The sequence below is a fragment of the Variovorax paradoxus EPS genome (assembly GCF_000184745.1).
GTDB classification, from domain to species: domain Bacteria; phylum Pseudomonadota; class Gammaproteobacteria; order Burkholderiales; family Burkholderiaceae_C; genus Variovorax; species Variovorax paradoxus_C.
In genome coordinates this window covers 1418338-1431976 of the sequence record NC_014931.1, presented here as the reverse complement: position 1 = coordinate 1431976, position 13639 = coordinate 1418338, and the positions used below count along the sequence as shown (strand labels likewise).

The window sequence follows — 13639 nt, the reverse complement described above, 5'->3', positions numbered from 1 at the left end:
AAATTAGCCAGAAACGAGGGGCGTCAATGCGCTTCCAACGGCGCGTCCAGGGCTTGTTTTGGCCCTGTTGTTACGCACTTGTGACCGTGCGTGTTACGTAGCATCGCGCCACTTCGGAACGCATGGAAAACCGGCAGTTCGATGCGGCATCCCGTCCATGCGGTTCGGCCGACCCCGCATGTGCATTGGCTTTCAGCAGGCTTTCACTCGCGCCACGGACGGCGCGGCAGTCGAAGGCATAGGCCAAGAACTACCGATCCCGGTGATGTTCATCGGCGCCACGATTCCTAGCATTGGTTGCATCGGGTAACTCAATGAAACCCGACCTCGCTTCGAGGCTAACCCGGGCAGTCCGGGCTCGCGAAGTTGTCGCCCATCCACCAAGGAAACAGTCAGATGACTACACCCAAGCGCTCCGCTTCCAACCCCGGTTCCCGCAGCGTTCGCCCCGCGGGGATCAGCCGTGTTCTGGCCTCTGTGTTGGTAGGTGCGGGGTACGTGATGACGTTGCCGGTTGCGTACGCGCAAGTGGCCGTCGGCGGCGTCAACGTCGTCGTCGATCCTCCCGGCCTGGGCATCCTCAACATCACGAGCGGCAACAACGGCGTTCTGACGTCCGCCGACGGCATTTCCACGCCCAACCTGACGGCAACCAGCCTGACCTCATCGAGCGTCAGCGCCGGCACCGTGACCGCAACCAGCATCAGTTCGGCCAGCATTTCCGCCGCCGACGGAACGCTCGGCACGCTGAGCGCAAACAACGTGACCACCGGCAACCTGTCGTCGGGCAACGGCACGATCCAGTCGCTGACGTCGACCAACATCCTCGCCACCGGCGTGACCGCCACGAACATCCTCGGCACGAACGTCGATGCCACCAACATCAACACGGCGAACATCACGGCGGGCAACGGCAGCATCTCGTCGCTCACGTCCACCAACGTCAGCACGAGCAACCTCACGGCGTCCAACGGCACTGTCAACACGTTGAGCGCCACCAACGTCAGCACCACCGACCTGACGGCCAACAGCGGCACCATCAATACGCTGAGTGCCACCGACGTCAGCAGCACGAACCTGACGGCCAACAGCGGCACGATCAATACGCTCAGTGCCACCGACGTCAGCACCACGAACCTGACGGCCAACAGCGGCACGATCAATACGCTCAGTGCCACCGACGTCAGCACCACGAACCTGACGGCCAACAGCGGCACCATCAATACGATGAGTGCCACCGACGTCAGCACCACGAACCTGACAGCCAACAGCGGCACCATCAATACGCTGAGTGCCACCGACGTCAGCACCACGAACCTGACAGCCAACAGCGGCACCATCAATACGCTGAGTGCCACCGACGTCAGCACCACGAACCTGACGGCCAACAGCGGCACGATCAATACGCTCAGTGCCACCGACGTCAGCACCACGAACCTGACGGCCAACAGCGGCACGATCAATACGCTGAGTGCCACCGACGTCAGCACCACGAACCTGACGGCCAACAGCGGCACGATCAATACGCTGAGTGCCACCGACGTCAGCACCACGAACCTGACAGCCAACAGCGGCACGATCAATACGCTGAGTGCCACCGACGTCAGCACCACGAACCTGACAGCCAACAGCGGCACCATCAATACGATGAGTGCCACCGACGTCAGCACCACCAACCTGACGGCAAGCCGTGCCACGATCAATACGATCAGCGCCACCAACGTCAGCACCACCAACCTGTCGGCAGCCAGCGCAACCATCAACGCGCTGACCGCCAACACGGTGGCTGCGACCACGGTGAATGCCAGCACGGTCAATGCGAGCACGGTGAATGCCACCACCGTGAATGCCAACACCGGCAACTTCCAGACGCTGACGGCAGCCAACGGCAACATCACGGTGCTGAACACGCAGACCGGCAACATCACGACGATCAACGCGGTGACCGGCAACGTCACCACCTTGAACGCAGGCACGGTGAACGTCACCGGCAACGTGACGGCCGGCGGCTCGATCACGGCCGGCAACGGCATGGTGGCCAACGGGCGCGTGCAGAACGTGGCGCCCGGCATCCTGCCGACGGACGCAGCCAACATGTCGCAGTTGAACCAGGTTCGCAGCGAAGTGCAGGACATGCGCAAGACCAGCAGCACCGGTGCGGCCATCGCCCTGGCTGCCGCCTCGGTGCCGGCGCTCGAAGCGGGCAAGAGCTTCGGCATCGGCGTGGGCGTGGGCTCCTACGACGGCCGCTCGGCGGTCGCCGCGGCTGCGAGCTTCCGCCTGAGCGAATCGGCCCAGATCAAGGTGAACTTCGGCAGCGGCAACAACGGCAAGGTCGGCGGCGGCATCGGCGCCTCCTGGTCCTGGTAATCCGCTCCCGTGCACCCGCGGCGCGAGCGCGCCGGGGTGCTTGCCAAGGATGAAATCGAAGGCCGGCACCTATACTGGGTGACCGGTCTTTTTTGCTGCCGCAAAGGGTCGGGGCCGATGTGCCTGGTGTCCCTGCGATCCGTCCTTCACACAGCCCATGACCACCTCTTCCATCGCGCCAGCACCCGCCACTTTCGAGGAAAACGCCAAGGCCGACGCCTCGGCGCTGCTGGAGCAAGGCCTCGCGCTGCATCGGCAGGGCCGCCTTGCAGAAGCGCTGCAGATCTACCAGGCCCTGCTGTCCCGATTCCCTGGCGATGCCGACGCTCTGCACCTGACGGGCGAAGCGCTGTACCGGCAAGGCCGGCCCCGGCTGGCGCTCAACCATGTGAACCAGGCGATCGCGCAGTCGCCGCATCACTTCTATTTCAATACCCGCGCAACGATCTTCATGCACCTGAACCTGCTGGCCGAAGCGCAGCAGGACCTGCGCCGCGCGATCAAGGCATTTGCGAACTACCCCGAGGCGTACATCAATCTTTCGGCGGTCTACCGCCAGCAAAAGAAGTTCAGGCAGGCACGCGAAGCCGCGGCCGACGCCACGCGACTCGCACCACAAGCGCCCGCCGCATGGAACAACGCTGGCGCGATCGACATGGAACAGAACCGCTTCGACGAAGCCGTCCTTCACTTCCAGCAGGCCCTGAAGCTCGACGCGAACTACACCGCCGCCCACAAGAACATCGGCAAGATCCGCGCGCACCAGAAGGATTGGACAGGCGCCCTCGCCTCGCTCGAGCTGGCGGCGGCCGACCCGCGCGACCTGGAGGCCTCGTACCTGCTCTCGCGCGCGCTGCTCAGCGCCGGCCGCCCCGGGGACGCCATCGCGCCCATGCAGCACGCCATGCGCAACTGGCCGGCCGAGGAGCGCCACAAGGCGCTGTCCGATCCCGAAGGCGTGGCGGCGCTCTATGGCGTCTGCGGCGCGCTCGAGGGCGTGTCGATGCGCTTCGCGGAATCGGCCGAGCTCTACAAGATCGCGCTCGACAGCCTGCCGGAGCACGAGCTGCTGCTGAACAACCTGGGAACGGTGAATTTCAGGCTCGGCCATTTCGACACCGCCATCGAGGTGCTCAAGAAGGCACTCGAAGTGCATCCGAAACAGGTGCTCGCACGCTGCAACCTGGGGGTGACCTACGTGATGGCCGGCCAGTCGGAGGCGGCCATTGCGCAGTTCGAGCAGTGCCTGCGCGACGACCCGAACTTCATGTCGGCCATGGTCTGGATGCTGGGCGAAAAAGCCCACATCGCCGACTGGCGCGGCGTGCCCGAACTGCGCGAAAAAATCGCCACGCTGCTGGACACCCCGGGCAACGACCAGACGGTGTCATCGTTCATCCTGATGTCCAACTACGACGACGCCCGGCGCCTCATGGCCTGGACGCAACGCTCCGCCGCGCTGGCAGACAGGAACGTGGGCATCCAGCCGTTCGCCGATGCAGGCGCGCTGCGCACGTCGCCGCGCATTCGCGTGGGCTACTACTCGTTCGACTTCCGCAACCATCCGGTCGCGCATCTCACGGCCGAGCTGTTCGCCCGGCACGACCGCAAGGACTTCGAGGTGTTCGCGTATTCGTACGGACCCGACGATGGGCACCCTGCCCGCGCGCGCATCGCTTCATCCGTCGAGAATTTCGTGGACATGCAAGGCCGGTCGATCCAGCAGATGGCCGAGCGCATCCGCGAGGACGAGGTCGACATCCTCATCGACCTCTCGGGCGACACGCGCGGTGCGAAGCCGCAGGTAATGGCCTACCACGCGGCGCCGGCGCAGCTCATGTGGCTGGGCTACATGGGCACCAGCGGCACACCGAACTACGACTACCTGGTCTCCGACAACTTCCTCTCGCCCCCGGGCACGGAAGACTGCTATTCCGAGAAGCTGCTTCGGCTGCCCGAGACCTTCCAGGTCATCGACTCGCAGCGTCCCACCAATCCGCAGAAGGCCACGCGTGCCGACCACGGGCTGCCCGAGGACGCGTTCGTGCTGTGCAATTTCTCGCAGTCCTTCAAGATCCAGCCGGAGACTTTCGCGGCCTGGGTGCGCATCGTGCGGCGCATTCCGAACGCGGTGCTCTGGCTGGCGCAGGGGCCTAACGGCTTCGAGACGAACCTGCGTGCGCAGTGGGAGGCGGCCGGCCTGCCGGCAGAACGCCTCATCGTTTCGCCGCGCATGCCGATCGACAGGCACCTGGCGCGCATCGGCCTGGCCGACCTGTTCATCGACACCTTTCCCTACAGCAGCGGTGCCACCGCGAACGACGTGCTGTGGGCCGGCGTGCCGCTGCTTGCGCTCACCGGCACGACGATGGTGTCGCGCATGGCGGGCAGCCTGCTGAGCGCCATCGGCCTGCCGGAGCTGGTGGCGACGACCCGCGACGAATACGTCGAGAAGGCCGTGCACTACGCCACGCATCGGAACGAACTGGCCGTGCTGCGCGGCCGGCTTGCGGAAGCGAAGGACGCGCGCCGCGGCTACTTCGACACGCCGCGCTTCGTGCGGCACCTGGAAGACGGCTTCCGGCAAATTGCCGCGCGCAGCCGTGAAGGGTTGCCGCCGGCGCACATCGGCGTTGCCCTCCGCCCTCTGGAGAAGTGAGCAATCGCGGGCATACTCGGCACTCCTTCAACAGCAGAGCTCCAGCAGCCTTTTGAATCATGAGCATCCTCAGTGAATTCAAGGAATTTGCCGTCAAGGGCAACGTCATCGACCTTGCGGTCGGCGTGATCATCGGCGCGGCGTTCGGCAAGATCGTCGACTCGCTGGTTGCCGACATCATCATGCCGCTGGTGGGCGTGGTGTTCGGCAAGCTCGATTTCTCGAACCTCTACGTGGTGCTCGGCACAGCACCTGCCGGCGTGGCGAACACGCTGGCCGATCTCAAGAAAGCCGGCGTGCCGGTGCTGGCCTACGGCAGCTTCATCACCGTGGCGGTGAACTTCGTGATCCTGGCCTTCATCATCTTCATGATGGTCAAGCAGATCAACAGGCTGCGAAAGACCGAAGCGGCGGCACCTGCTGCGCCGGCCGCAACGCCAGAAGACATTACCTTGCTGCGCGAAATCCGCGACAGCCTGAAGCGCCCTTCTTAAGAAGACTCTCAGGCGCTTCCCAGCGCCTTCGCCATGCGAAGCGCCTCTACGAGGCTCGACGCATCGGCGAGCCCGGCACCCGCGATATCGAACGCGGTGCCGTGATCGGGGCTGGTGCGCACCAGCGGCAGCCCCAGCGTCACATTCACCCCCTTTTCCACGCCGAGGTACTTGACCGGGATCAGGCCCTGGTCGTGGTACATCGCGATCACCACATCGAACTCACCGCTGTCCGGCACACCGTGCCGGGCGCGAGCGCGCATGAAGACGGTGTCGGGCGCATGCGGCCCGTTGGCGTCGATGCCTTCGGCGCGCGCGGCGGCGATGGCCGGCGCAATGATTTCGCGCTCTTCCGAACCGAAAAGGCCGCCCTCGCCCGCATGCGGGTTGAGGCCTGCCACGCCGATGCGCGGCGCTCGGCCGAGCGCGTGGGACAGCGCACGGTGCGTGATGCGCAGCGTCTGCAGCACGCCCTCGAAATGCACCGCCTCGATGGCGTCGCGCAGCGACATGTGGATGCTCACAAGCACGGTGCGCAGTTCGTCATTGGCCAGCATCATGCGCACCGGCACTTCGGCCACGCTGCGCCCCAGGTGCGCCGCCGCCTCGGCCTGCAGCAGCTCCGTGTGGCCGGGATAAGGGAAGCCGGCCGCGGCCAGCGCCTCCTTGTGCAGCGGCGCGGTCACGATGGCGGCGATCTCGCCACGCAGCGCAGCCCGTGCGGCCCAGACCACGCAATCGCCGGCCGCGCGGCCAGCCTCCGCGCTGATCTGGCCGAGCACGATGTTGGACGGCGGCGCGATCACCTGCAGCACCGGGATGCACCCAGGCGGAACGCTGGCGGCTTCGGCCACGGTCTCGATCTCCGCGACGGGCCATGCCGGTTGGCCCGGCCCGGCCAGCGCCTGCGAAGCGCGCCGTACCGTGGCCACGTCACCGGCCACGAAGGCACCGCGGGTCGCATCGGGTGCGTTGCGGAAGGCCTTGGCGATGATCTCGGGGCCGATGCCCGCGGGATCGCCCAGGGTGATGGCGATCGCTGCGCTCATTCGGAAACCTCCGCGCTCCGCGCTGCGGTGCGAGCTTGCTTGGGGCGGCCCGGCGCTGCGCTCATGCCGGATTGTCGATGTCGATGAACTCGTGCTTCAGCCCGAGCTGCGCCGCCACGTGCGCGGCCACGGCCGGTGCGCCATAGCGCTCGGTCGCGTGGTGCCCGCAGGCGAGAAAGGCCACGCCCATTTCGCGCGCGTAGTGAGCCTGGGGCTCGGAGATCTCGCCGGTGATGAAGGCGTCGGCGCCGGCCGCAATGGCCGCTTCGAAGTAGCCCTGGGCACCACCGGTGCACCAGGCGATGTTCTTGATGGGGCGGTGCGCCGTATCGAGCAGCGTGATCGGGCGCTTGAGCACCTTCTCTGCGTGCGTGGCCAGCGCCTTGGCACTGGCGAAGCTCTCGCCGTTTTCGCGCGCACCGAGGAAGCCGAGCTCCTGCTCCCCGAAACGACCGCCAGACCCCGCATGCGCCACGAGCCCGAGCTGCAGTCCCAACTGTGCGTTGTTGCCCAGCTCCGGATGCGCATCGAGCGGCAGGTGGTACGCGAAAAGATTGACGTCGTCGCCGAGCAGGAGGCCCAAGCGCTGCTTCATCCAGCCGGTGACGCAGCCGTCCTGGCCGCGCCAGAACAGGCCATGGTGGACGAAGATGGCATCGGCCTCGGCGTGGATCGCGGCCTCGATCAGCGCGCGGCTGGCGGTCACGCCCGAGACGATCTTCCGGACCACGGTGCGGCCTTCGACCTGCAGGCCGTTGGGTCCGTAGTCCTTGAAGCGCCCGGGGGCCAGCAACAGGTCGAATGCGTGGAGCAGTTCGTGGCGTGTGGTGCTCATCGCGACATTGTCGCGCTGCCCGGGGCCCCGACGCCATCGCGCATGGCATGGCCGCGCGCGGCCAGTGGCAACAGGGCAAGCAGGAAACCCAGCGCCGCGAGTGCCGCGACGTAGTGCGCCGGCGCCATCGTGTCGTGCTGCAGCCAGAGCGTGAGAATCACCGGCGTGAGCCCGCCGAAGACCGCGTACGACATGTTGTAGGCGAACGAAAGCCCGGTGAAGCGCACCGGCGCCGGGAAGGCGCGCACGCCCGCGATCGGCACCGTGGCGATGGTGCCCACGAAGAGGCCGACCAGCCCGTAGTGCCAGAACAGCGTGGCCGGCGTGCCAGGCAGCCCCGTGTAGAACAGGTAGGCCGTGGCGAAGAGGCCGCCCCAGCCGACGAGCATCACCGCGCGCGTGCCGATGCGGTCGCTCAGCCAGCCGACCAGCACGCAGCCGATGGTCAGGGTCAGCGTCGCGAGCGCGTTGGCTTCGAGCGCCAGCGCGGCCGGAATATGGTGCACCTTCTGCAGATAGGTGGGCGTGTAGAGCACCACCACGACGATCGCGGCCGACAGCACCCAGGTCTGCAGCGCGACGTACACGCAAGCCAGCCGGTGCTCGCGCAGCACGGTGCGCAACGGCAACTCGCGGGCGACCGACTTCAGGCCGGCCAGTTCCTTGAAGACCGGCGTCTCGTGCAGGAAGCGGCGCAGGTACACCGACACCAGCCCGAACACACCACCCAGGATGAAAGGGATGCGCCAGGCGAAATCGCTCACCTGCTCGGTCGAGTAATGGCGGTTGATGGCCACCGCGACCAGCGAGCCCAAGAGGATGCCGCCGGTGATGCCCGAGGTCAGCGTGCCGATGCCGAATCCGTAGCGCTTGGCCGGCACGTGCTCGCCGACGAACACCCAGGCGCCGGGCATCTCGCCGCCGATGGCCGCGCCCTGCAGCACGCGCATCGCCAGCAGCAGGAGGGGCGCCGCCACGCCGATGCTCGCGTAGGTCGGAAGGAGGCCGATGACCAGCGTGGGCGCGGCCATCAGGAAAATCGAGAGCGTGAACATGCGCTTGCGGCCCAGGAGGTCGCCGAAATGCGCGATGACGATGCCGCCCACGGGGCGGGCGAGGTAACCGGCCGCGAAGATGCCGAAGGTCTGCAGTTGCCGCAGCCAGTCGGGCATGTCGGCGGGGAAGAACAGCCCGCCCAGCACCGTGGCGAAAAAGACGTAGATGACGAAGTCGTAGAACTCCAGCGTTCCGCCGAGGGCCGAGAGGGCGAGGGTCTTGTAGTCGCGCGCGTCGAGCGTGCGTGCCGGAGCGGGCTTGGCGCCGTCCGCGAGGGTTGCTTCTGAAGTCATGGCTGGCAGGAAAATCGTGACCGCGCGCGCCGGAGCCGTGGAACCGGATGGGAAAACGGGGAAATCGCGCGCCGAGGATATGCCTGGCCGCATCCACCGGGTGGGCAGTGCGGGAGGCCTGAGAGGTGGGAGCCGGGTGGGATCGCTCCGCGATGCTAGGGGTTATCCCGTATTTCCGTAGCCGGCGCTTGCCAATCTCGACCGCGCGGCGCGGTCTATCGTCAAGCCCATTGAGGGACAATCCCACACATCGCTGCCTCTCGCGGCGCCTTCGAACGTCTTTTCATCAAGTTTTCATGAAACGCACCTGGCTGCTCTTTGCCCAAGCCGTGACCGTCCTGCTGGCGGCCTATTTCGTCGTCGCAACGCTCAAGCCCGAGTGGATCAACAAGCGCTCGACCTCGCTCGGCGGCGTGGTGTCGATCGTCGAGGCGCCGGCCGGCGCCCCGAGCGTGCCCGCCGTCGGCAGCCTGAGCGCTGCCGCCAAGAAGGCCTCGCCGGCGGTGGTGAGCATCAACACAAGCAAGGCGGCGCAGCGCCATCCGCGCAGCAACGACCCCTGGTTCCGCTTCTTCTTCGGCGACCAGGCCGACCAGCCCCAGGTGGGCCTGGGCAGCGGCGTGATCGTGAGCACCGACGGCTACATCCTCACCAACAACCACGTGGTCGAGGGCGCCGACGAAATCGAAGTGACCCTGAACGACAGCCGCCACGCTCGCGGCAAGGTGATCGGCACCGATCCCGACACCGACCTGGCGGTGCTCAAGATCGAGCTCGACAAGCTCCCGGTGATCGTTCTGGGCAACTCCGACGAGCTGCTGGTGGGCGACCAGGTGCTGGCCATCGGCAACCCCTTCGGCGTGGGCCAGACGGTGACGAGCGGCATCGTCTCGGCGCTCGGCCGCAACCAGTTGGGCATCAACAACTTCGAGAACTTCATCCAGACCGATGCGGCCATCAACCCCGGCAACTCGGGCGGCGCGCTGATCGACGTCAACGGCAACCTGCAGGGCATCAACACCGCGATCTACTCGCGCTCGGGTGGCAGCATGGGCATCGGCTTCGCCATTCCGGTGTCGATGGCCAAGATCGTGCTGGAAGGCATCGTCAAGGAAGGCCAGGTGCGCCGCGGCTGGATCGGCGTGGAGCCGAACGACCTCTCGCCCGAACTGGCCGAGACCTTCGGCGTGAAGGCCGATGCGGGTGTGATCATCACCGGCGTGCTGCAGAACGGTCCCGCTGCCAAGGCAGGTATCCGGCCGGGCGACGTGATCACCTCGGTGGGCGAGAAGAAGACCGACAACGTGCAGGCCCTGCTGACCGCCGTCGCGGGCCTCAAGCCCGGCGACACCGCGCGCTTTGCGCTGCAGCGCGGCAGCGACAAGATGGAACTGGATGTGACGCCGGGGCTCCGGCCGAAGAGCCCGGTCCGGCAAGTGCCGAATCAACAAGAGTAAGAGGCGGGGATTCGTTCAGGAACACCGCGGAACCGGCTTCGCCGAGCCGCAGGTGTTACCCCCGGCAGGAGGAAGGCGCGCGCGACACGAAGTGCGCGCAGCCTGAGGGCGAGCCTGTTATGCCGAAGAGTCGGCGTTTTCTTCTTCCGCCGGCTTCTTGCCGCCCATCGCGAAGTAGCGCGCCCCGATGATGCCCACCTCGTACAGCAGGCACATCGGAATCGCCAGCGCGAGCTGCGACACAACGTCGGGCGGCGTGAGCACCGCGGCCACCACGAAGGCCACCACGATGAAGTAGCCGCGGAAGGACTTCAGCTTCTCGATCGTCACCATCTCGAAGCGCACCAGCAGCATCACCACGATCGGCACCTGGAAGGCGACGCCGAACGCGATGTAGAGCGAGAGGATGGCCTCCACGTACGACGAGATGTCGGGCGTTGCCGCCACCGCGGCCGGCGTGAACTTCTGGATGAAGCTGAACATCTTGTCCAGCACGAAGAACTGCACGAAGGCAATGCCCGCATAGGCCAGCAGGCTGCCGAAGAAAATCAACGGCAGTGCAAAGCGCTTCTCGTGGCTGTAGAGCCCCGGCGCAATGAACATCCAGGCCTGGTACATGAGCCACGGCAGCGCCAGCAGCACGGCCGTCATCATCAGCACCTTGAGCGGCACGAAGAACGGCGAGAACACGCCGATGGCGATGAGCTTGGCGTCCGGCGGCATGTGCGCGCGGATGGGCATCGCGATCAGGTCGATGAGTCCGCCCGGTCCGGGCCAGATAGCGAGCAGGATGCCCGCGACAGCGAGGCCGTAGACGCAGTAGAGCAGGCGGTCGCGAAGCTCGACGAGGTGCTGCACGAACGGCTGCTCGGTGCCCGCCAGCTCGTCTTCTTTGTCTTTGTTCTTGTCGTCGGAATCGGCCATGGGGAAAGGAAAGAGCGTGGCTTCGGCCGGCGTGCGGCAAGCGAGAGACGCGGGGGTGTGCGGGGTGTTGAAGCGCTAGTTGATCTTGTGCGGACGGAAGCGGGCAACCCGCGCCGCACCCGACAAGGCCTTGGTCCGAACGCCGTTGCGCGCCTTGTACCAATTAGGCGTGGCACCCTGCTTCAGGCGCCAGTTCTTGCGGGGGTGCTTGTACTCGGGCACCGAAACTTCAGGCTCGGCCAGTGCCGAGAGCGTTTCGCCGGAGCCGGAAAACTGCTTTTCGAATTCGCTCGCGCCGGTGTGGATGTTGTTCTCGACGTCGCGCGCCGCCTCCTCCACCGTGGTCTTCATCTTGCGGAGTTCGTCCAGCTCCATCGAGCGGTTGACTTCGGCCTTGACGTCGTTCACGTAGCGCTGGGCCTTGCCGAGCAAGGTGCCGACCGTGCGAGCCACGCGCGGCAGCTTCTCCGGCCCTATGACGATCAGCGCCACGACGCCGATCAGCGCCAGCTTCTCAATGCCGAGGTCGAGCACGTGCGGTCCGCGCTCAGGACTTCTGACGCGCTTCGACGTCGATCGTCTTGTCGCTGTTGGCCGGCTGACCGGTCACTTGCGCCGCGGGGGCCGACGAAGCGGCAGTTGCGTCGGTGGTGGGGTTGCCGTTGGCATCCTTCATGCCGTCCTTGAAGCCCTTGACGGCGCCACCAAGGTCCGAACCCATGTTCCGCAGCTTCTTGGTGCCGAAGATCATGACCACGACGAGCAGCACGATCAGCCAGTGCCAGATAGAAAAAGAACCCATGGAAGACTCCTAAGAATGTGTCCGATTTTAGTCGGTCGAAATGTGACAGTTTGGCTTAACGAAGTTCAGCCGCGAAGCCATGGCCGGGGACCGCCCATGACGTGCACATGGAGATGGTGAACCTCCTGCCCGCCCTCGGTGCCGGTGTTGACGACGACGCGATAGCCGCCGTCCGGATAGGGCCTGCAGCCCTGCTCCAGCGCCAGCTTCGGCGCCAGGGTCATGATCTTGCCCATGAGGGCGGCGTCGTCAGGCGTGAGCTGCGCCATCGAGGCGATGTGCTTCTTGGGCACCAGCATGAAATGCACCGGCGCCCAGGGCGCGATGTCATGGAAACCGAACAGGTCCTCGTCTTCGTAGACCTTGCGCGAAGGGATCTTTCCTTCGACGATTTTGCAGAAAACGCAGTTCGGATCAGATGACATCTTTGGGTTCCATCGGGCGGTTGTCGTTCATGCGGATCATGCCTTTCACGATCCGGTACAGGAACCACAGCGAAATCAGGCTCCAGGCGATCCAGCCCGGAACGAAGAACAGCAGCCAGAGCCACGAGGTGACGATGTAAAGCAGGCCGGCCCAGATCACCGAACGGATGCGCCAGCTGAAGTGCGAGGCCTGCCAGGTGCCGGCCGCGTCGTCGCGCTTCACGAAATCGATCACCAGGGCCACCAGCAGGATGACGATGGAGGCCTGCGCTCCCGGGAGGACCGCGCCGATGGCCACGATCAGGTGCAGGATGTAGCTCACCCAGCCCCAAGTCTTGAGCGATTCGTCGGGTTCCACGTTCACGATGTCGTTGGCCATGGGATGTCCTTTCAATCGTTGGATGCCTCGCGGGCCTGCACTTTGCGCAGGGCCTTTTCCTCGATGCCGCTGGTGCCCTCGCGGCGCTCGAGCTCCGCGACGACTTCAGCCGGCGAGAAACCGTAGTGCGCGAGCGCCACCATGGTGTGGAACCACAGGTCGGCCACTTCGTTCACTATTTTCGAGCGGTCGCCGCCGTGATCGGCGTCCTTGGCGGCCATCACGACTTCGGTGGCTTCCTCGCCGATCTTCTTCAGGAAGGCGTCGGGGCCCTTGTGCAGGAGGCGCGCGACGTAGCTCTTCTCGGGGTCGCCACCGTTCGCGGGCAGGCGGGTCTCGATGACCGCGGCCAAGCGTGCGAGAGCATCGGAGGTGTTGTTCACGGTGCCGGTCATTTGTAGATCGACTCCGGGTCTTTCAAGACCGGCTCGACCACGGTCCACTGGCCTTTTTCGTACTTGCTGAAGAAGCAGCTGTGGCGGCCGGTGTGGCAGGCGATACCGGGTTCGTGGCCCAGCTGGGTGACCTTGAGCAGCACCACGTCGTTGTCGCAATCCAGGCGGATCTCGTGCACGGTCTGCACGTGGCCCGATTCCTCGCCCTTGAACCAGAGCTTGTTGCGCGAGCGGCTGAAATACACCGCACGGCCCAGCTCGGCGGTCTTCTCGAGCGCCTCGCGGTTCATCCAGGCGAACATCAGCACGTCGTTGCTGCCTTGTTCCTGCGCGATGACCGGCACCAGGCCGTTCGCGTCCCACTTCACTTCATCGAGCCAATTCATGGAAGTATTGTCCCACCCCCAGGCTTCGCGCACTTCGTGTCGCTTCTCCTCCCCCCTCGAAGGGGGCGATACCAGCGGCCCGGCAAAGCCGGTTCCGCGGTATCCCACGAAGGAG

Annotated in this window: 14 protein-coding genes; 4 read left to right on the top strand and 10 right to left on the bottom strand. The window is 65.6% G+C overall.

Going from position 1 to position 13639, the window contains the following annotated elements; all coding sequences use genetic code 11:
• Positions 1-396 precede the first annotated feature (396 nt).
• The 3 genes from VARPA_RS06370 to mscL all read left to right on the top strand — a co-directional run bounded on the left by VARPA_RS06370 (position 397) and on the right by mscL (position 5523).
• Complete coding sequence (locus tag VARPA_RS06370; protein ID WP_013539738.1) at positions 397-2370, top strand: YadA-like family protein; 1974 nt, start codon at positions 397-399, stop codon at positions 2368-2370.
• A gap of 157 nt (positions 2371-2527) precedes the next feature.
• A complete protein-coding gene (locus tag VARPA_RS06365; protein ID WP_013539737.1) occupies positions 2528-5029 on the top strand; it encodes a tetratricopeptide repeat protein in 2502 nt (833 codons plus the stop codon).
• A gap of 59 nt (positions 5030-5088) precedes the next feature.
• Positions 5089-5523: a large conductance mechanosensitive channel protein MscL gene (gene mscL, locus VARPA_RS06360; RefSeq protein WP_013539736.1), complete on the top strand. Its 435-nt coding sequence runs from the start codon at positions 5089-5091 to the stop codon at positions 5521-5523.
• Between the two features lie 8 nt (positions 5524-5531).
• On the opposite strand, the gene pdxA is transcribed toward mscL, so the two are convergent.
• The 3 genes from pdxA to VARPA_RS06345 form a co-directional block, all read right to left on the bottom strand.
• Entirely contained in the window at positions 5532-6572 is a 1041-nt protein-coding gene (gene pdxA, locus VARPA_RS06355) for a 4-hydroxythreonine-4-phosphate dehydrogenase PdxA (protein WP_013539735.1), read from the bottom strand.
• A gap of 61 nt (positions 6573-6633) precedes the next feature.
• A complete protein-coding gene (locus VARPA_RS06350; protein WP_013539734.1) occupies positions 6634-7407 on the bottom strand; it encodes a Nif3-like dinuclear metal center hexameric protein in 774 nt (257 codons plus the stop codon).
• Positions 7404-8756: an MFS transporter gene (locus tag VARPA_RS06345; RefSeq protein WP_013539733.1), complete on the bottom strand. Its 1353-nt coding sequence runs from the start codon at positions 8754-8756 to the stop codon at positions 7404-7406. The genes VARPA_RS06350 and VARPA_RS06345 overlap by 4 nt, the downstream gene beginning before the upstream one ends.
• 296 nt (positions 8757-9052) lie before the next feature.
• Here VARPA_RS06345 and VARPA_RS06340 point away from each other — a divergent pair, with 296 nt between their 5' ends.
• Positions 9053-10213 (top strand): S1C family serine protease, encoded by a 1161-nt coding sequence (locus tag VARPA_RS06340; protein ID WP_013539732.1) that lies wholly within the window; start codon positions 9053-9055, stop codon positions 10211-10213.
• A gap of 117 nt (positions 10214-10330) precedes the next feature.
• Here the strand turns inward: VARPA_RS06340 and tatC are convergent, their stop codons facing one another.
• The 7 genes from tatC to hisI form a co-directional block, all read right to left on the bottom strand.
• Positions 10331-11137, bottom strand: coding sequence for a twin-arginine translocase subunit TatC (gene tatC, locus VARPA_RS06335; RefSeq protein WP_013539731.1), 807 nt, complete (start codon positions 11135-11137; stop codon positions 10331-10333).
• A gap of 75 nt (positions 11138-11212) precedes the next feature.
• Positions 11213-11671 carry a Sec-independent protein translocase protein TatB gene (tatB, locus tag VARPA_RS06330; protein ID WP_013539730.1) on the bottom strand — a complete coding sequence of 153 codons (459 nt, stop codon included), beginning with the start codon at positions 11669-11671 and terminating at the stop codon, positions 11213-11215.
• A 13-nt stretch (positions 11672-11684) separates the two neighbouring features.
• Positions 11685-11939, bottom strand: coding sequence for a Sec-independent protein translocase subunit TatA (gene tatA, locus VARPA_RS06325; RefSeq protein ID WP_013539729.1), 255 nt, complete (start codon positions 11937-11939; stop codon positions 11685-11687).
• A gap of 65 nt (positions 11940-12004) precedes the next feature.
• Positions 12005-12364, bottom strand: coding sequence for a histidine triad nucleotide-binding protein (locus VARPA_RS06320; RefSeq protein ID WP_013539728.1), 360 nt, complete (start codon positions 12362-12364; stop codon positions 12005-12007).
• The gene (locus VARPA_RS06315) at positions 12354-12743 is read right to left on the bottom strand and encodes a DUF4870 family protein (RefSeq protein WP_013539727.1); all 390 of its coding nucleotides are present in this window, start codon (positions 12741-12743) and stop codon (positions 12354-12356) included. Before VARPA_RS06315 ends, VARPA_RS06320 begins: the two co-directional genes overlap by 11 nt.
• An 11-nt stretch (positions 12744-12754) precedes the next feature.
• The gene (locus tag VARPA_RS06310) at positions 12755-13138 is read right to left on the bottom strand and encodes a phosphoribosyl-ATP diphosphatase (RefSeq protein WP_013539726.1); all 384 of its coding nucleotides are present in this window, start codon (positions 13136-13138) and stop codon (positions 12755-12757) included.
• The gene (hisI, locus tag VARPA_RS06305) at positions 13135-13524 is read right to left on the bottom strand and encodes a phosphoribosyl-AMP cyclohydrolase (RefSeq protein WP_013539725.1); all 390 of its coding nucleotides are present in this window, start codon (positions 13522-13524) and stop codon (positions 13135-13137) included. The genes VARPA_RS06310 and hisI overlap by 4 nt, the downstream gene beginning before the upstream one ends.
• Positions 13525-13639: the final 115 nt, after the last annotated feature.